The organism is Pseudomonas sp. Bc-h (genome assembly GCF_002080045.1).
Lineage (GTDB): Bacteria > Pseudomonadota > Gammaproteobacteria > Pseudomonadales > Pseudomonadaceae > Aquipseudomonas.
This window is the reverse complement of sequence record NZ_MUIN01000005.1, coordinates 205,507-224,219: the sequence shown is the minus strand read 5'-3', so window position 1 is coordinate 224,219 and position 18,713 is coordinate 205,507. Positions and strand designations below refer to the sequence as shown.

General features: G+C 58.6%; 14 protein-coding genes. 5 read left to right on the top strand and 9 right to left on the bottom strand.

Features of this window, described 5'->3' with window-relative positions; genetic code table 11:
• Window positions 1-110: 110 nt before the first annotated feature.
• Genes BWR59_RS09820 through BWR59_RS09805 form a run of 4 tightly spaced genes read left to right on the top strand, consistent with a single transcriptional unit; the run spans window position 111 to window position 4,904 of the window.
• Window positions 111-1,625, top strand: coding sequence for an efflux transporter outer membrane subunit (locus BWR59_RS09820; protein ID WP_081565445.1), 1,515 nt, complete (start codon window positions 111-113; stop codon window positions 1,623-1,625).
• Window positions 1,622-3,820, top strand: a complete 2,199-nt coding sequence (locus BWR59_RS09815) for an FUSC family protein (RefSeq protein ID WP_081565444.1) — start codon at window positions 1,622-1,624, stop codon at window positions 3,818-3,820. The genes BWR59_RS09820 and BWR59_RS09815 overlap by 4 nt, the downstream gene beginning before the upstream one ends.
• On the top strand, window positions 3,810-4,010 hold the full coding sequence (locus tag BWR59_RS09810) for a DUF1656 domain-containing protein (RefSeq protein WP_081565443.1): 201 nt from the start codon (window positions 3,810-3,812) through the stop codon (window positions 4,008-4,010). Before BWR59_RS09815 ends, BWR59_RS09810 begins: the two co-directional genes overlap by 11 nt.
• A gap of 39 nt (window positions 4,011-4,049) precedes the next feature.
• A complete protein-coding gene (locus BWR59_RS09805; protein ID WP_081565442.1) occupies window positions 4,050-4,904 on the top strand; it encodes an HlyD family secretion protein in 855 nt (284 codons plus the stop codon).
• A gap of 72 nt (window positions 4,905-4,976) precedes the next feature.
• Here BWR59_RS09805 and BWR59_RS09800 read toward each other — a convergent pair whose 3' ends face one another.
• The 3 genes from BWR59_RS09800 to BWR59_RS09790 form a co-directional block, all read right to left on the bottom strand.
• Window positions 4,977-6,416, bottom strand: coding sequence for a hypothetical protein (locus tag BWR59_RS09800; protein WP_081565441.1), 1,440 nt, complete (start codon window positions 6,414-6,416; stop codon window positions 4,977-4,979).
• Between the two features lie 192 nt (window positions 6,417-6,608).
• The gene (locus tag BWR59_RS09795; RefSeq protein ID WP_081565440.1) at window positions 6,609-7,433 is read right to left on the bottom strand and encodes an SDR family oxidoreductase; all 825 of its coding nucleotides are present in this window, start codon (window positions 7,431-7,433) and stop codon (window positions 6,609-6,611) included.
• A gap of 31 nt (window positions 7,434-7,464) precedes the next feature.
• Window positions 7,465-7,929, bottom strand: coding sequence for a multidrug transporter (locus BWR59_RS09790; protein WP_081565439.1), 465 nt, complete (start codon window positions 7,927-7,929; stop codon window positions 7,465-7,467).
• Between the two features lie 161 nt (window positions 7,930-8,090).
• On the opposite strand from BWR59_RS09790, the gene BWR59_RS09785 reads away from it, so the two are divergent.
• Window positions 8,091-10,835, top strand: a complete 2,745-nt coding sequence (locus BWR59_RS09785; protein WP_081565438.1) for an RHS repeat-associated core domain-containing protein — start codon at window positions 8,091-8,093, stop codon at window positions 10,833-10,835.
• 89 nt (window positions 10,836-10,924) lie between these two features.
• Here the strand turns inward: BWR59_RS09785 and BWR59_RS09780 are convergent, their stop codons facing one another.
• From BWR59_RS09780 to BWR59_RS09755, 6 genes are all read right to left on the bottom strand, one after another.
• A complete protein-coding gene (locus BWR59_RS09780; protein ID WP_081565437.1) occupies window positions 10,925-12,379 on the bottom strand; it encodes a mannose-1-phosphate guanylyltransferase/mannose-6-phosphate isomerase in 1,455 nt (484 codons plus the stop codon).
• A gap of 143 nt (window positions 12,380-12,522) precedes the next feature.
• Window positions 12,523-13,179, bottom strand: a complete 657-nt coding sequence (locus BWR59_RS09775) for an alginate O-acetyltransferase AlgF (RefSeq protein WP_081565588.1) — start codon at window positions 13,177-13,179, stop codon at window positions 12,523-12,525.
• Window positions 13,180-13,216: 37 nt separating this feature from the next.
• Window positions 13,217-14,398 (bottom strand): alginate O-acetyltransferase, encoded by a 1,182-nt coding sequence (locus BWR59_RS09770; RefSeq protein WP_081565436.1) that lies wholly within the window; start codon window positions 14,396-14,398, stop codon window positions 13,217-13,219.
• A gap of 10 nt (window positions 14,399-14,408) precedes the next feature.
• Window positions 14,409-15,977, bottom strand: a complete 1,569-nt coding sequence (locus tag BWR59_RS09765) for an MBOAT family protein (RefSeq protein ID WP_081565435.1) — start codon at window positions 15,975-15,977, stop codon at window positions 14,409-14,411.
• 141 nt (window positions 15,978-16,118) lie between these two features.
• Window positions 16,119-17,255 (bottom strand): mannuronate-specific alginate lyase, encoded by a 1,137-nt coding sequence (locus BWR59_RS09760; RefSeq protein ID WP_081565587.1) that lies wholly within the window; start codon window positions 17,253-17,255, stop codon window positions 16,119-16,121.
• A gap of 7 nt (window positions 17,256-17,262) precedes the next feature.
• Entirely contained in the window at window positions 17,263-18,702 is a 1,440-nt protein-coding gene (locus BWR59_RS09755) for an alginate O-acetyltransferase (RefSeq protein ID WP_081565434.1), read from the bottom strand.
• Between the last annotated feature and the right edge of the window lie 11 nt (window positions 18,703-18,713).

Below are 18,713 nucleotides of genomic sequence, written 5' to 3'. Positions count from 1 at the left end.
ATCTTCCGTTCGGTAACAAAGATTCACAGAAGTCCCCGCTTATCGCCGTATCAGACGCATTCTAGAATCGCGGCTCGTTCCATTCCCTCCTCATTCAGGTAATTGCAGCTGTGCCGCGTCGCATCGTCAGGGGGCTCAAACCCCTCAGTGTCTGGGCTTTAACGTTACTCATCAGCGGCTGCATCGGAACCGGCGGAATCGCCCCTCAAGGCACCTCGTTGTCCCCGGACAGCCTGGCGACCGACGACGCTATCAATGAAGCCGCAAAAGACGCCCACTGGCCGGACGGTCAGTGGTGGCGCGCTTATGGCGACGAGCAACTGAATCACTGGATCGAACTCGCGGCGCTCGGCAGTCCGAGCCTGGCGATTGCCGCCGCGCGGGTGCGACAAGCCAAGGCCATGGCGGGCATCGCAGAGTCCGCAGAGTCCCTGCACATCAATGGCGATAGCACGCTCAAGCGCCACAACTGGCCGACCGATCAGTTCTATGGCCCCGGCGAGCTGTCGAACACCAGCACCTGGGACAACAACGCGTCCATCGGCCTGAGCTATTCCCTCGATCTGTGGGGCAAGGAAAGCAACAACACCGAGCAGGCGCTGGACATGGCGCACATGAGCGCTGCCGAAGAGCGTCAGGCCCAGCTGGAATTGCAGGACAACATCGTCCGCGCGTACATCCAGTTGTCGCTGAACTACGCCCAGCGGGATATTGCCGAAGCGACTCTGGCTCAACAGCAGCAGATTCTTGACCTGGCGCAACGTCGCCTGAAAGGCGGGATCGGCACGCATTTCGAAGTCAGCCAGGCAGAAACACCCCTGCCTGAAACTCACCGCCAGATCGATGCGTTCGACGAAGCCATCGCCCTGAGCCGTAATCAGATTGCCGCGCTGGCGGGCAAGGGGCCGGGGGAGGGCGCGAGCTTGAAACGTCCGACCCTGTCACTCAGCAACGCGTTGAAGCTGCCGTCGGCATTACCTGCCCAGTTGCTCGGTCAACGTCCCGACGTGGTCGCCAGTCGTTGGCGCGTGGCCGCACAGGCCCGCGGCATCGATGTCGCGCATGCCGGTTTCTATCCCAACGTCGATTTGATGGGCAGCCTGGGTTACATGGCGACGGGTGGCGGCATGCTGGAATTCCTCACCGGCAAGAAATTCAATTACAGCGTCGGGCCGGCGATCAGTCTGCCGATATTTGATGGCGGTCGTCTGCGCTCAGAACTCGGTGTGGCTTCCGCGGGTTACGACGCCGCAGTCGCACAGTACAACCAGACGCTGGTAACGGCGCTCAAGAGCATTTCCGATCAACTGATTCGTCGAGAGTCGATGAACAAGCAGCAAGTGTTTGCCGATCAATCGGTGGCCGCTGCACAAAAAACCTATGACATTGCGTTGATCGCCTTTCAGCGCGGACTGACCGACTACCTCAACGTGCTGAACGCACAGACGCTGTTGTTCCATCAAGAGCAGGTCCAGCAGCAGGTTCAGGCCTCGCGTCTGACCGTACATGCCGAATTGGTAGTGGCATTGGGCGGCGGTTTGATGGCGGGCAACGACTCGCCTGCGGCCGACAAGACCGCCGCGCCGAAGACCCCGGCGTCGCTGGCAGTGTTCGACAGCCAATGAACACAGCCCTGCACTGGTTCAGATCGCTGGAATGGCGCCGCGAGTTCAATGGCTGGGCGCGCAGCGATGGAGTGACCTGGATCTACATTTTCAAGGTGCTGATCGCGGCATTTCTGACCTATTGGGTGGCGATGCGTCTTGAGTTGCCGCAACCGCGCACGGCGATGATTACGGTATTCATCGTCATGCAGCCGCAGAGCGGGCACGTGTTCGCCAAGAGCTTCTATCGTTTGCTCGGCACCCTCGCGGGCTCGGTGGTGATGGTGACGCTGATGGCTCTGTTCGCTCAGAACAGCGAACTGTTTCTTGGCAGCCTGGCGATCTGGGTCGGTTTTTGCTGTGCCGGTGCTGCGCGCTATCGCAATTTCCGCGCTTACGGTTTCGTGCTCGCCGGTTACACCGCCGCCATGACCGGCCTGCCAGCGCTGGCGCATCCGGACACCTCGTTCATGGCGGCAGTCTGGCGGGTGCTGGAAATCTCGCTGGGTATCATCTGCTCCACGCTGGTGACGGCGGCGATCCTGCCACAGAGCTCGGGCGCCGCCATGCGCAATGCCCTGTATCAGCGCTTTGGCGTGTTCGCTCAGTTCGTCAGCAATGGCCTGCGCGGTGACAGCGATCCGGCTGCGTTCGAAGCCAGCAACGTGCGCTTCATCGCCGATGCCGTGGGGTTGGAAGGCTTGCGCGCCGTGACGGTATTCGAAGACCCGCACATGCGTCGTCGTAACGGCCGCCTCAATCGCCTGAACAGCGAATTCATGACCATCACCACCCGCTTCAACGCCTTGCATCAACTGCTGGAGCGCCTGCGCAGTCGCGGTGTGACGCCTGCCGTTCAGGCCATCGAGCCCGGTCTCCAGGCCTTGGCCGAATTACTCGATCAATTCGCCGGGCGTGCGCTGACCAATGCCGATGCCGCGCTATTGGCGAGTCGCCTGAGCGAGTACAAGGCCGGTCTGCCGGAACACGTTCGCAGCCTGCGCGCTGAGTTCGTTCAGACCGGCCCAAGCGACGACGATCTGCTGGATTTTCACACGGCCTACGAACTGCTTTATCGATTCGTCGATGACCTGCACGACTACGCACAGACCCACGCCTCTCTCGCTGATCACAGCCACGAGCGGGAGAAGTGGGTGGAGCCGTTCGTCAATACCACCAACTGGATGTTGTCGCTGGCGTCGGGGCTGCGCGCCACAGTGATTCTCGGTGTGATGTCGGCGTATTGGGTCGCCACGGCCTGGCCCAGCGGCGCGACCATGACACTGGTGTCTGCCGCGACCGTCGCGCTGTCGGCCACCACGCCGAACCCGCGTCGCATGTCGTTTCAAATGGCCTGCGGCACTGCGTTGGGTGCGGTATCCGGCTTCTTCGTCACCTTCTTCGTGTTTCCACAGATCGACGGCTTTCCCCTGCTGTGCATGGTCCTGGCGCCGGTCTTCGCTTTCGGTGCATTTCTGACCACCCGGCCGCAGTGGGCGGGCTATGGCCTGGGGCTGCTGATCTTCTTCTGCATCGGTTCGGCGCCGGACAACCTCACGGTCTACAACCCGTACACCTTCATCAACGACTACATCGCCATGGTCCTCGGTATGCTGCTGTGCGCAGCGGCGGGGGCGATCATCATGCCGCCCAACAGTCGCTGGCTGTGGCAGCGTCTTGAGGGCGACTTGCGCCAGCAGGTGGGCTTTGCGATCAGTGCGCCGCTCAAAGGCATTCGTTCCAACTTTGAAAGCCGCACGCGCGACCTGATGCATCAGGCTTACGGGCTGGCGGCCGGGCAACCGGTGGTGCAGCGCAACCTGCTGCGCTGGATGTTCGTGGTGCTGGAAATCGGCCATGCCATCATCGAACTGCGCCGCGAGCAAGCCATCTTGCCGGTTCACCCCAGCTACGCCGAGTCGCAGCCCTGGCGTCAGGCGATCCGCGCCATGGGCCGCTCGCTGGTGCGCCTGTTCATTCAGCCGGATCGGCACAACCTTGCGCGCAGTCTGTACGCGGTAGACCACGCGATCATCTGTGTGCAGAACACCGACGAGCCGTTCGCGCCGCACTTCGATACCTCGGCACTGCGTCGGGTTAAGAGCTACCTGCACTTCATCCGTACCTGTCTGCTTGATCCGCAATCGCCGTTGGCGACCTACGCCCCGTCGCAAGCTTCGGCGCAACTGCCACAAGGACTTTCCCATGCCTCGTGAAATCGCCTTCCACGGCGTTTACATGCCGACCGTGACCGTGATGTTTCTGATCGCCATGGTCCTCGCCTGGGCGCTGGACCGCTTCATGTCCGGCTTCGATTTGTACCGCTTTTTCTGGCATCCGGCGCTTTTGCGTCTGAGCCTGTTCAGCTGCATTTTTGGCGCGATGGCGCTCACTGTTTACCGTTGAGGCACCCGCTATGAAACATGGCTTCGAGAAGAGTCCGAGATGAAAAAACTGATCAGTCTGATCGCCACCCTGTTGATTCTCGCGCTGGCCATCTGGATCGGCCGGCTGCTGTGGATTCACTACATGGACACCCCGTGGACCCGCGACGGACGCGTGCGCGCCGATGTGATCAACGTCGCCGCCGATGTCACCGGCGTAGTTGTCGATGTGCCGGTCAAGGACAACCAGCCGGTGAAAAAGGGTGACCTGCTGATGCAGATCGACCCCGAGCATTATCAGTTGGCCGTCAAACAGGCCGAGGCGATGGTGGCCTCGCGCAAAGCGACCTGGGAAATGCGCAAGGTCAACGCCAGTCGGCGCAAAGACATGGACGCGTTGGTGATTTCCGCAGAAAACCGCGAAGACGCCTCCAACGTCGCCAATTCCGCGCAGGCCGATTACCAATTGGCCTTGGCGCAGCTGGAAGCGGCGCAACTCAACCTGCAACGCACCAAAGTGCTGGCTGCCGTCGATGGCTACGTGACCAACCTCAATGTGCATCGCGGCGACTACGCCCGCATCGGCGAAGCCAAGATGGCGGTCGTCGACAAGAACTCGTTCTGGGTCTACGGCTTCTTCGAAGAAACCAAACTGCCCCACGTCAAAATCGGCGACCCGGCCGACATGCAGCTGATGAGCGGCGAAGTGATGAAGGGCCACGTCGAAAGCATCGCCCGCGCCATCTACGACCGCGACAACCCAGAAAGCCGCGAACTGATCGCCGACGTCAACCCGACCTTCAACTGGGTCCGCCTTGCCCAACGCGTTCCGGTACGTATCCACCTGGATAACGTGCCGGACGGCGTGGTATTGGCAGCGGGCATCACATGTACGGTCATAGTGAACCCTGAGTGATCAGGGCCAGCTGCAGACATTTTGAAGGATGCATCTGGCCGCATCATCGATCGTCATGCGGTCGAAGCCCTCCTAATCTTCCAGTGCAGTGACGTGCTCGAAGAGTTCGCCGGCAATCGCGGTCGTGGCCTCATTGTCAAACGCCGAGTCGAGCGACTCTCCCAGAACGGTTCCGACTACGAGTTGGGCATACCCCCATAAAGCCGCTTTGAAATGGGCTTCGGCGTCTGCGGGATTATCCGCAATCGCGCCTTGTGCTGCTTCGAGCACAATCGCCGCGAAGCCCGTTAGAAAACCTAGGAGCAGCGCAGCCGTTGCGCTTACGGGGGCAGCGGGCACTGCTGCAGCTTTGGCAATGAGTTCAAGCGCTTTCGCGGCTGCTTTCATGTGCCTCGCAGTCAGGCGTTCCTCGTCTGTGGATACCAAAAAGTCGATGTCCGAATTCAATCGTTTGATCTTCAGGTCATTCAACCTATCGAATGCGTCATCCACTTTGTGAAACTGTAGAGGCGACACGACTCTCGGGCCTCCTACTGGAAAACTCGTGTAATAGGCGAGCTTCTCGTTGCCCGTTCTGAGCTGGTTATGCAAGGACAAACGACTCAGGATCAAAGCGTGCAGCGGGCCAGGCGACTGTATGAACTGTTGGCGGTCTTTGTTGGGTAACTCCATGATCGAATTCTCGACGGCCTCGCCCACAAAAATCAGCAATCCCCCCTCAGCCTTCAGCGCGTTCGATGGATACGCCAGAAACAGCGCTTGCGAAACATACGTTCGGCTGACACGGCTTGCGAATTCCACGAGCTGGAGCGCCACCTTTTTCTTGAAATAGTCGGCAACCAGTTTTTTGTAGAATTCGGATACGTGTGGGCGTTTGACGAACTCTCGAAGATGGGTGTGCACCTCGCTACGCAACTGCAGTTTCGCCACGAATGCGGCCTCAGGCGTGTTCAAGTGCCGATTGATCTCTGCCTGATAGCTGGCTTGCAAGTTCGCGGATTCGAGAGCGTGCACGAGGTCCTCAGGAAAGTCGGAAGGCCACTTGACCGTGTGCCAGATACCTGACTTACGTCGGTAGGTATCCGTGACAATTTCATCGAGAGGGCAATGGCGTGTTTCTTCTCCCCACGGAGCGTTTATCCAAAGCCACACTGCCGGTGAATAGCGCTCTAACCATTTCAGTTTGCTGCGCCTTTGTATGTAGGTCTCTCGGCTGATCACACTGTCGACCGCGATGAGTGTCTTACCGTTAATACGTTCTTTTAGTTCTTGTGAAGCACTTGAGTGATCGATGATCTTGCGTATCGACGCCTCAATGTAGGAGGACGGATTTACCAAGTGCACGCTAAAGGCTCGGTCATACAGTGCAATAGCATCTTTGGTCAGGCGTTTTTTGCCCTCCGGGGTTAGCGTGAACACCGGTGTGTTTTCGGGCCCGACGTGGGTAAATTCCCAATCGTCGATGTCGAAATATTCATTTATAGCAAGGGGATCCTGGAGCAGTGGATTCATGGTTGTCTTCCTTGACAAAGGACAGCCCTCTTCGAGGACCTGCCTGATTTGACCCTGAAAGCTCAGGGCAACTGGAAGAACTCTAACGCGATACTCTGCCCCGTTCTGTAGTACCACTCCTTCAGCAGCAAGCGACGCAGGTTTTTTATTGGTAGCTTTTCTTACCTTTTTTAAAGGGAGGTCATCGGCAGATTACAGCGAGGAATTTAATCTGAACCGAGTGCGCAGAATTTTTTCCAGCAGTGCCTTGGGCAGCAGGCGCTCCATCAATGGGAGGGCAAGGCTCCCATTGCCTGAGCGCAGGAGTCTTCGCGGTCTGGGTTGTTGCACTGCATTGAGCACATCCTGGGCGAATTTGCGTGCAGGGGTCGGATGGTTCTGTGACGCATTGGCCCGAGCCCGGATGCCTTCGCGTAATGGCCACCACGCTGAACCCTCATGAATGATTTGCTCGGCTTCGTGGCTAGCGTTCTTGGCGAAGTGCGTATCAATGGCTCCGGGCTGTACTTCCATGACATGCACGCCAAATGGCGCCAGCTCCATGCGCAGGGCGTCGCTCATTGCATGCACGGCGGCTTTAGATGCGCAGTAAGCGCCAGCGAATGGAGTGACCAGCACGCCGGAAACGCTGCCGATATTCACCACCATGCCCTTGTTCTGGCGCAGTAAAGGAAACAGCGCACGGGTGACCCCTACAATGGAGAAGACGTTGGTCTCGAATTGCCTGCGCATGGCTTCCACGCCGCCATCGAGCAACGGACCGATGCCGCCATAGCCGGCGTTGTTGATCAGCACGTCCAGACCTTTGCCATGTCGTTCAAGTTCGGTGGCGAGCCGTTCCAGCGCAGCGCCGTCGTTGACGTCCAGCTCCACTGCTCGAAATCCTGCGGCTGCCAGTGCATCGACATCCGCTGGCTTGCGTGCACATGCCCACACCTCATGGCCTGCCACTTTAAAAGCATCCGCCATGGCGCGGCCGATACCGCTGGAACAACCGGTGATCAGTACGACAGACATGTGATTCGTTCCTTGAGGAAATTGTTATGAGTCAGTCGGAGAAGGTGCCTTGCAGGCGTTCGGCGCGAAACTGCAGCGTCTGCGCCCGGTATCCGTTGCGTAGTGGCGGAAGGGGCAGGCAATCCTGCCATTGACTGCCGGGCAACAGCTCGCCCGGGCCGCGATAACGCGGGGCGGTGTAGGTGTCATCGGCGAGGTTGACCGTATCCCCCGGCGCGTAGGCGCCGACTTTCCAGCGCAGTTCCTGCAACGGCACGTCGTTGCCGTTATCGATCAGCACCAACAACGGCTTGCCGATCGGGCATTGTTGCGGAGCGTAGTCCAGACGCAGCTGCAGCCTTTGGAGGCGTTGCGCGTCACGCTTGTCCTCCCAGACCACAAAGCCCGCCACGATCGCCAGCCCGACGGCAGCCGCCAGCGAAACCGGCAGCGCCTTGGCGGGGTAGCGCAGCAGAAGAACCAGCCAGGTGAGGATCAGTACGGCGCCGATGATCATGTGTTCGGTCTCACGTATGCAGAGGGGGCATCCTACCGAATGGGAGGGATTAGACCAATTGACGTTTTGCGCGTGGCTGATGATCTGCCGGACTAACGGTCATTCACAAGTTCGGCAGGAAGCTAGCCTTAAACGACTCACTGCAATGGATTGCATTGGCCATGTCTGATTCCTCCGCCTTGCACACTCATACTCCGACCCTGACGGCGATCGACCCTCGGGGGCTGCAGGTTCGCTCCGTGGCGTTGCATCGGCGAAAAGCGGGCGATGCCATCTCCGAGCGCGTTGACCGCAGTGCTTTCGATTCAGCAGGTCGGCTGGTCCAGCGTTGGGATCCGAGGTTGTGGGCTGCCGCGAATCAGGCTTCTGAGACTTCTGCCAATTTGAAAACTGTTCATTCGTTGAGTGCGCAGGTGTTGCTCAGTGACAGCGTCGATGCCGGTTGGAGTGTCGAGCTGTTGAGCGAGGCGGCGCAGCGCCAATGCCGGTGGGATGCGCGGGGCCATGTAAAGCGTGTCGAGTACGATTCGATGCTGCGCCCGGTGGCTGTTTTCGAAGGTTGTGGCGCCCATGAAGTCTGCACCGAACGTCTGACCTACGGCACGACAAGCGATTCTTTTGCCAATCAGTGCGGTCAGTTGATCCGGCATGACGACCCTGCGGGATCGTTGGGTAATCTTTCCTTCAACCTGACGGGCGAAGTCATCAAGCAGACGCGTCGGTTTTTGATTGATCTCGACTTGCCCGACTGGCCTCTTCTGATAGAAGAGCGCGACGACTTGCTTGAGCTTGCGGAGGCTGAATCCACTTGGCGCTTTGGCCCGTTGGGTGATGTGCTTGAACAAACCGATGCCAAGGGCAACATGCAGTCGCTCGCGCAGACGATTGCGGGGCAGCTCAAGGTTGCAAATTTGCAGTTGTTGGGGCAAGCGGTGCGCACGTTGGTTAGTGAAATTCAATACGACGCGCAAGGCCGTATCAGCTCTGAAAGTGCAGGCAACGGTGTTGTGACGGCGCTGGATTATGGCCCGGTCGATGGCCGTCTGATCAGACTGCGCACCGGTGAGGGTCGCCTTCAGGACCTGAACTACGTCTACGACCCGGTCGGCAATGTGGTGAGCATCGAAGACCGTGCCCAACCGACTCGGCATTTCGCCAATCAGCAGATCGAGCGACTGCGCACGTTTACTTACGACACGCTGTATCAACTGATCGAAGCGAATGGCTATGAAGCCGCTGCGATCAATCGCGGCCCTGGCGACGACAGGTTTCGGGTTTTTCCTACGGCGAACGAACTGAGTAACTACACCCAGCGATATGAATATGACGCGGGAGGAAATCTACAGACGCTCGTTCATGTTGGGGCTCAAAACCACACGCGTAGTTTTGCCACTTCTCGGCTGAGTAATCGCAGCTTGTTGCAGACCGGGGATCAGCCGCCCAGCGAAGAACAGATAGCAGCCGGTTTTGATGCTGTCGGCAATTTGCGTGAGCTGCAATTGGGTCAGGCTTTGACATGGGATTTGCGCAATCAACTTAGTCAGATCACACCGGTTGAGCGCGAATCCGCTGCTAACGACAGTGAAATGTATCGCTACGACGCAGCGGGAATGCGTGTGCGCAAAGTGCGTACCACCCAGGCCAGGACCGTTACCAATCTCGAAGAAGTGAGGTATTTGCCGGGACTGGAAATCCGCAGCAACACGGCAACCGGCGAAGAGTTGCACGTCGTCACCATGACGGCGGGGCATAGCAGTGTTCGGGTCTTGCATTGGCAATCGGCGCCGCCTGCGACTGTGGAGAATGACCAGATTCGGTATGCCCTCACCGATCATCTGGGGTCGAGCACATTGGAGCTCGACGCCGATGCGCAGTTGATCAGCCAAGAGATTTACTACCCCTACGGAGAAACGGCCTGGTTCGCCGGAGGCAATGAGGTGGAGGCGAAGTACAAAACGGTGCGGTACTCCGGCAAAGAGCGGGATGCGTCAGGGTTGTATTACTACGGGTTAAGGTATTACGCGCCGTGGTTGATGCGGTGGATCAACCCGGATCCCATAAGAGAGGCGGGTGGTTTGAACATGTACGCGTTCGTTGGCAACCATCCTGTTAATTTCAACGATGTGTCAGGACTTGTCAGATGGCCGTGGCAATCTGATGCATCACCTGATGTTGCTGAGTTCATCGAGTTGTTCGCGCGGGAAAATAATGGAAATTACCGTGCCTTTAGAGGGGATGAGCAGCAACTTCAGGTTGATAAATTGCTGGCGGTCTCGTCGCAAATGAAGGAGCTCCCCATCATTTCTGAATTTTCGGAAGGGGGAAACGATTTTTACAGGGAAGTCAATGATCATCTCCGCAGAATAAAGAGGGATAGTATTAAGCTTTCTGCTGGCATAAACGCGATGGGTGAGGAGTTCAATATATTAAATGCGTACTCTGGCGCGGCTTACAGGGCAGTCAAAACTGATGAAGGGATATATGGTACCAAGATAAGAAAAGGGGATGTGGTGATGGATGCCGGATACATGTCCGCCAGTGCAATTCCTCGGCATGGTATTCGGTGGTTGGAAGGATGGACCGATCAACTGACCAACAATGCAGAGCCTGTCATGTTTGTTTTGGACAAAGATATACCCAAAAAAGTGGCCGGTGATGGTTTCCTCGCCGATCATCTTCTTGTAGGTCCCGGAGAGCTAGCTAAGGTCAGCGAGATTCATTACCTGCCCGCTACTTCATCTAGAAAGAAGTTGACGGTGGTGGGATTAAAACCGGTTGGTCACGTTGAGAGGCACGACGTAAGGGATATCCAAACCGGGAAAAAATTGGTGGCTGCCGATGTAAATTTCGCACAGCGACTTATTCACCGTGCTCAGCGCTGGGCAACCCGCTCGCAGCAGGCATAAAAACCCCCCACCCACCCTCTGCGGATGGGGATACGCAGAAAGCGGGCGGGGGCACTGCAACGGTTTACTTAAGCCGTATTACCGAACCATCAACGCGCGATGGTCTGGGTTCTCACACCGGCTTCGATACCAGGGGTCGACCGACCGTAGACGTCTTCGAAACGCTCGATGTCGTCTTCACCCAGATAGCTGCCCGATTGCACTTCAATGATTTCCAGCGGGATCTTGCCTGGGTTGCGCAGGCGGTGGACCGAGGCGATCGGGATGTAGGTGGACTGGTTTTCGGTGAGCAGGAACACGTTCTCGTCACAGGTGACTTGAGCGGTGCCCGATACGACGATCCAGTGTTCGGCGCGATGATGGTGCATCTGCAGCGAGAGGCTGGCACCCGGCTTGACGGAGATGCGCTTGACCTGGAAGCGGCCGCCCATGTCCACCGAGTCGTAGGAACCCCACGGACGATAGACTTCGAGGTGGTTCTGGGTTTCGCTGCGACCTTGCTCGTTGAGCGTGGCGACCATCTGCTTGACGCCCTGAACCTTGTCCTTGTGGGCGATCATCATGGCGTCCTTGGTTTCGACGACCACGATGTTGTCCAGACCGATCACCGACACCAGTTTGCCGTTGCCATGAATCATGCAGTTGCGGCTGTCCTGAATCACTACATCGCCCTTTGCAACGTTGCCGTGTTCGTCTTTGGCGTGCACGTCCCACAACGACGACCAGCAACCGACATCGCTCCAGCCGGCTTCGAGCGGCACGACGCAGGCGCGTTGGGTTTTTTCCATGACCGAATAGTCGATGGAGTTGTCCGGGCAGCAGGCGAAGCTGGCCTGGTCCAGTTCGATGTTGTCGCCGTCGTGCTTGCTGCGCTCAAGGGTCAGCAGGCAGTTGTCGTAGATGTCCGGATCGTGCTTTTTCAGCTCTTCCAGATAACGGCTGGCGCGGAACAGGAACATGCCGCTGTTCCAGTAGTAGCCGCCGGCTTCGACGAATTCGTTGGCGCGTTTCTCGTCAGGTTTTTCGACGAACTGCGCGACGCGGTTGACGCCTTCGGGGAGCAGGGCGTCTGCGGTGGACTTGATGTAGCCGTAGCCGGTTTCAGGCTTGGTCGCCGGTACGCCGAACAGCACCATTTCGCCACGTTCGGCGGCAACGGTGGCCAGGGCCAAGGCGCGTTGCAGGGCCTTCTGGTCGTCGATCACGTGGTCGGCCGGCAGCACCAGCATCAACTCGTCGCGACCTTCGTTGGCCAGCATCATCGCAGTAATGGCAACCGCGGGTGCAGTGTTACGACCGAACGGCTCCATGATGATGGCTTGCGTATCCAGGCCGAGCCCCGCCAGCTGTTCGCCGACGATGAAGCGGTGGTCCTTGTTGCACACCACGATCGGGTGCTGCATGCCGTCGAACACCAGGCGCTCGAGGGTCTGCTGGAAGAGGGTGTGTTCGCCGGTCAGTGCCAGGAACTGTTTTGGAAACTGTTTACGCGAAAGAGGCCAGAGTCGGGAACCGCTGCCACCTGACAAGATCACTGGAATCATTTTGTTTCTCCAAAATTTCGATAGCGTTTGTTTGGGCTATACGTCGGTTGTTCTGTCGTTTCGTCTGTCTTGTTCTTGTACCGCTACGGTCGGCGCCCTCATGACGCGCAGCTACGCGACGCCTGGCGCCGACCGTTTATTCGTTATTGAGTCGAAGTCGGGCGCTTGACCCATACTGGCGACAGGTTGCTGCCGTTGCCGGTGATGTAGAGCACCGCAGCTTCGCCACGCTCCAGCGCGACAGGCTTCAGATCGCTGACTTTCTTGTCGCCGTCGAACAGCGCGAAGCTGACCTTGACCGGGTTGATTTCACGCTCGCCGGTACCCTTGGCGGACACGGCTTTCACCACGTCGGTCTTGCCGTCGGCGGTCTTCAGGGTCAGCGGCTTGTCGCTCAGGTTCTGCACGCGAACCAGGGATTTTTGCTTGTTCTTGAACGGCGGCTCTTCAACCAGTTGCGGTGCGCCAGATGTGTTGTTGACGATGGTGTAGTAGTGATCGCTCGCCAGCTTCACCGGCAGGGTGTTGCTGCCGATCTTGGCGCTGTAATCACCTTGCGGCATGAAGCTGAAATCACTGCTGGCCAGCGGGCCGACTTCGTTGAGGCTGGTGTTGCCGACGCTGGCGCTGATCTCCGCGTTGCTGGCGTTGTAGACACGTACGAAGGTCGAGCCTTTTGGTGCGGTCGGACCGTACAGGGCGGCGTCGCCACCGGCGAAAGCCGACAGGGATACGAAGCCCAGGCTTGCGGCCAGGACGCAGGTTTTCAGCAGGTTGCTCTTGGTCGAACGAGTTGGCATGCGAGTTGGGTTCTGCAAGGTCATTTGAGTAGTCCTCTCAGTTTTGCGCCCGGCTGGGCGACTCGGAGTTGGAATCGTTGGCGTTCTGAGCCACGTTTTGTTGAGGGTCACGAGCCTTTTTGAGTTCGGCGATCCACTGCGGGTCGAACTCGGTCAGGTCGTTGTGAGCGGGCAGATAGCGTTCCGGGAATTCCCAGATCAGCACCTGCGGCGGGCTGCTCTTGAAGGCGTCGGTCTGCAGATACTTGAGCATCGGCAGGATCGGGCCATGGCCGTCTTCGGCGTAATTCACGACATCGCTGTGCAGTGCCTGTTTAAGCGCACCGGCAAAGTTCCAGTTCGGGTTGGCGCTATAGCTGGTGCCCACCAGGCCGACTGCTACCGAGTTGTCGGCGAACAGTGCATCACCGCTCTCACCCTCGGCCTGCGCCGGGTTGGTGCTGCGCTGCTGTAGGTCATCCGGCTTTGGCAGCAGGTTGCTGAACAACGGGTCCAGTGGCAGGAAGTTGGTCAGATCACCCTTGTACGGCGCGCTGGACTTGGCTTCAGTGACGAAGGCCTGTGGATCGCCGCTCAGCGGTGTTTTTGTCGAAATGGCCTCACCCAGTTGCTGCGCAACCACTTCAGCACCCATCGGCGTCCAGTGTGTGTCGGTGCGCAGGAACACCTGGCCCTTGTCCTTGGCGCTTTGCAGCGGCGCCAGCAGATCAGGAGCGAAGATGCCGGCCTGACTCACCTGGGCATGGAACTGCTGATACAGGTCGGTGTGCAGCGCGGCAGGCTTGTTGTCGCCAACGTGTTCCGGGTACAGACGGGTCTTGGCCGGAACGATGGCCAGCACCAGTTGCGTGCCCTGTTTTTTCAGGGTCTCTTGCACGCCCTTGATGATCGCCAGGTTATCGGCTTCGTTCTGCTCACCGTTGGCTACCGCGTCGAATTCTTCGTCGGTGTACAGCCATTGGTCCTTGCCCAGAATCACCCCCGGACGGCCTTCGTTGAACACCTTGTAATCCAGCGCGGCCCAGAGGTTGGTGCCCAGACGCTTGATCGGAAACTCTTCGTCGTAACGGGTTTCCACAGCCTTGGTCCAGTGACCGTTGAGCACTGTGGTTTCCTTCGACGTCGAGAAACCGATGAAGCTGCGCAGCGACCACAGGCCCAGCACCAGCAGGATGGCCAGGAACAGGAAGATGTAGAGGAAACGCAATGAACGGGTCATGTCAGGCTCCTCAGAACTGGAAGTAAAGGAACGGCGAGAAACTGGCCGCCGAGAGTTTGAGAATCGAAGCCACGAACATCAGCAGGATCAGGGCACGCATGACGTAGCGCGACCAGTCGGCGGTCCAGTAGGCAGGCTGAACCTGCGCTTCGGTACCGACGATGTAACCCGGTTGATGAATGCTGCCCGGCTTGTCGCCCGGCACTGCCTTGATCAGGCCTGGCTGCGCGGTGGCAGGGCCATCCGCTTGCACAGGTTTTTCATTGCTGGTCGGTTTGGCAGGCGTGCGGTTCTGGTAAAAGTCGCGCAGGCCGAAGAACGCCAGAGTGATGTAAGCAACGATCAGGGTCGCGACCTGCAGGCCGGTGAGGCTTGCGCGGTTCAGGTCCGACAGCTGCCATTCGCTGAAGCTGAACATCGCGCCGTACATACGAGCGGCGACGTGCAGGTTTTCTGCGCGGAAGATCACCCAGCCCATCACCACCAGCAGGAAGGTAAACGCCCAGCGCACGACGTTGAATGTGCGTGGCGTGGTGTTGATGCCCAGGGCTTTTTCGATCGCCAGCCAGACACCGTGCCAGGCACCCCAGACGATGTAGGTGATGTTGGCGCCGTGCCACAGACCGCCCAGCAGCATGGTCAGGAACAGGTTGCGGTAGGTCGCGACCTTGCCGCCACGGTTGCCGCCCAGCGTGATGTACAGGTAGTCGCGCAGCCAGGTGGACAGGCTGATGTGCCAGCGACGCCAGAACTCGGTGATCGACTGACTGACGTAAGGCTGTTTGAAGTTTTCCATGAAGCGGAAACCCATCATCAGACCCAGGCCGATGGCCATGTCGCTGTAACCGGAGAAGTCGAAGTACAGCTGCGCGGTGTAAGCCAGCGCGCCAAGCCAGGCATCGCCCGTGGTCGGGTTCTGCAGGGCGAAACAGTGGTCGGCAACAACAGCCAGTGTGTCGGCGATAAAGACCTTCTTGATGAAGCCCTGCATGAACCGCGTACAGCCTTCGGAGAACTTGTCCAGCGTGTGGGTGCGGTTGTTGAACTGGTCGACCAGATCGCGGAAACGCAGCACGGGACCGGCAATCAGGTGCGGGAAGATCGCCACGAACGCCGCGAAATCGATCAGGTTGCGGGTCGCCGGGGTATCACCACGGTAGACATCGATGATGTAGCTGATGGACTCGAAGATGTAGAAGGAGATCCCGATCGGCAACAGCACGTGGGTCAGGATGAACGGCTGAAGACCGACCGAGGTCATCATCGCGTTGATGCTGTCCACGCCGAAGTTGGCGTATTTGAAGTAGCCCAGAATGCACAGGTCGACCGCCACACCCAGCAGTAACCAGCGCTGAGCAGGCTTGGTTCTGACCCCGGCTGCACCCACGCGCAGGCCGATCCAGTAGTTCCACAGCGTCACACCTGCGAACAGTGCCAGGAAGTCCACTCGCCACCACGCGTAAAACACGTAGCTGGCGATCAGCAGCAGCAGGTTGCGATAGCGTTGCCCGCTCAGGTAGTACAAGCCGAGAAACACCGGCAAGAACAGGAACAGGAACACGTTGGATGAGAAAACCATCCTTATCTCTCCATTTGTCCAACATCAAGGGCCGAAGCCCCCCCAAACCCCCCATGAAAAACTGGAGGGGTAAAGCATGAATCTCACTGCTTGCGCTCTGATCGTGCCCACGCTCTGCGTGGGTACGATCAAGTCTTCAAATCAAGAACCACCTTTCTCGCCCTTCTCATGACTCGGGTCATAAGTGCGGGTCATGTCGCCGCCGAGGCGGAAGTTCTTGAACGGCTGCATCTTGTGCTTCTTGTCCAGGGTGTCCGGCGCGCAGTCATAGAGCGAGCAGTACGGTTCGAGCCAGGCAAATTTCATGTCGGTTTTCAGGTCCGTCATGTCCTGCTTCTGGCCGTCTTTGGCTTCGAATTCGTCACCCGAATCCTTGACGCCTGCCAGCACCCGATCACCCAGACGCTTCAGCGCGCCGTTGTTTTCAGGACGCAGATCGACACCGTTGGCCTGGGCGAAGCTGGCGATCATGGCCAGCGGCGGCAGGGCGTAGTTGTGGTACGCCAGCGCGCGCTGCTTGCGCTTGAGTTCGTTAGGCAAGAAGCCTTGCGGGTCGACTTGATTGGCGGCGACCTTGAATTCCTTCACCGACCAGTCGAACAAGTCCTTGCGGTTGGTCGCCACGGCGGTCGACATCACCGACCAGGCAGCCCAGTACGAGTGGTTGTTGGTCTTGTCCAACGGCAGGTTGTTCCAGTCGCTGACCACCTGATCCGCCAGCTTGCTGAACCAGGCCTCGATCACCTGCGCATCCTGCTGACGAGTCGCCAGTGGGTGCGATTCGGAGAACTTCAGGCGCAAGTAGGACGAGGACATGCTGCCCAATGCCCATTTGCGCATCGACTTGCCGGTGTGGTTGAAGTCCTTGGACTCCAGCGCATCGGCCTTGGCCCACGTTGTGAGCATGTTCAGCGCGCAGTCGAGTTGTTCCGGGCGCCCATCGCGCATGTACTGCATCACCACTTTGCTGGTGTTGCGTTCCATGGTCGTGATGTCCTTGGTGGCATCACGGAAGGCTTGTTCCGAATCCTTGTTCAGCGTGGCGCGGGCCTTGTCAGAGCCTTCGTACTTGCTGCGAAACTGCAGCGCGCCGGTGTAAGGCTGCGGTGTTGAATCGCAGCTGAACTTGCTTTCGCCACTTTTGAATTTTTCGACACCCTCGTAGTAGCCCTGCGGCGGCACGAGTGTCGACGCAGCGCTGGCGCTGGTGGCGAAGACTGTCGACGACAGCACGGCCAGCGAGAGAAGGGTTGGGAGCATCAGTTTTGGAGTGTGCATAAGAGCCTCATAACCCGGCTTGCGCGGTTTGATGCGCGACATTCGGGAACACGTTGCGTTTGCATACTTTCGCTTCGACCTGCTGTGGCGCAGCGCCCGCTTCCGGACCCTGCACTTCCAGTGCGAGCAATTGCTGGTCAGCCCAGTCTTTGTCATCGCGCAGTTCGAAGGAGAAGCGCCCGTCGGTTTCAGCTGTTTCAGGTTTCTCGATCTTCAGGTCTTCGTGGCGGCCGTTCATGTACCAGAGGCGCGCCTGAAGGGTTTTCACCGAGGTGTCGGCGAACTTGATGTCGATCTGATTACTGCCGTTGCGCACATCCTTGATGCCGTTTTTGCCGTTGACCAACAGTTCGTTGGTACCTGGCTTGAGCGTGGTGCTGGTGGTCATCAGCGCCGGTTTGCCTTCACAGCCGTTGTCCAGCAGCGACATCATCTGGCGATAGATGGTCTCCTGGTCCAGGCGGTACAGAGGCGAGAATTCCCAGATGAGAATTTTCGGTGGGTGTTTCTGGAAGTCGTCGCTGCCCAGGTATTGGAGCATCGAACCTTCGAGGCCGCCGCCAGGGAAGGCGACGTTCAGCACGTCAGCACCAATGTATTCCTGCAGAAAGCCGGCGAAGTTGTAGTTCTTGCCGCTGTGACTGGTACCGACCAGGGTGATTTCCGGATTGCCGGAGTCACCGAACAGGTCGCCGTCGGCCGCTTCGCCTTTAGGTTCGGTCTCGAACTGATCCATGTACTGGATGGCGTAGCTGGTGCCGCACAATTGACCGGCCATGTTGTGCAGAGTGCCCTTCTTGCCCATGCGACCTGACAGGTGGGTCTCGAATTCGCGCTTCGGAATGCCTGCGTACTCCGGCATTTTCTTCACGGAGTCCGCGACGATTTTCGCCGTACGCTGAGCGCCATAAGGGGTCCAGTGCTGGTCACCGCGGAAGTAGAAGTCGTGGGCCTGCTGTTCGTTGGTCAGCGGCGACAGATCCGGCACGGTGTAGCCCATTTTCGCGAACCGACCGAGCATGGCCTGGTAGTTGCGCAGGGCGGTGTTGTAGTCGAACTTGTCGCGCTCGGCCGGGAACAGTTTGTTGCGATCGACCAGGCCGCGAGTTGGCTGATAGACCACCACCAGTTCAACGCCTTTGCTCTTGAAGGCATCGTGCAACTCTTGCATGCGACGGTAGCCTTCAGGCGTGGTGTCGAATTCGGTGCGCAGGTCTTCCTTGGTACGGAACAGCCAGTCGCCCTGGGCCTGCACCAGCGTGGTGAAGTTCTGCTGATAGCGGGTGACGTAGTTCTTCGCGTCGTGGGCTTCCGGGCACAGGCTGCAGCAAGGCTCGGCGGTGAACGTCGGTGCGGTTGCATCGTCGGCGTACGCGGCATTGCTTGCAGCGAAGAGTGCAGCGGTCAGGCCCGAGAGGCTGAGCAATTTGATCAAGTGTGCGTGCATAGAAATAGCTT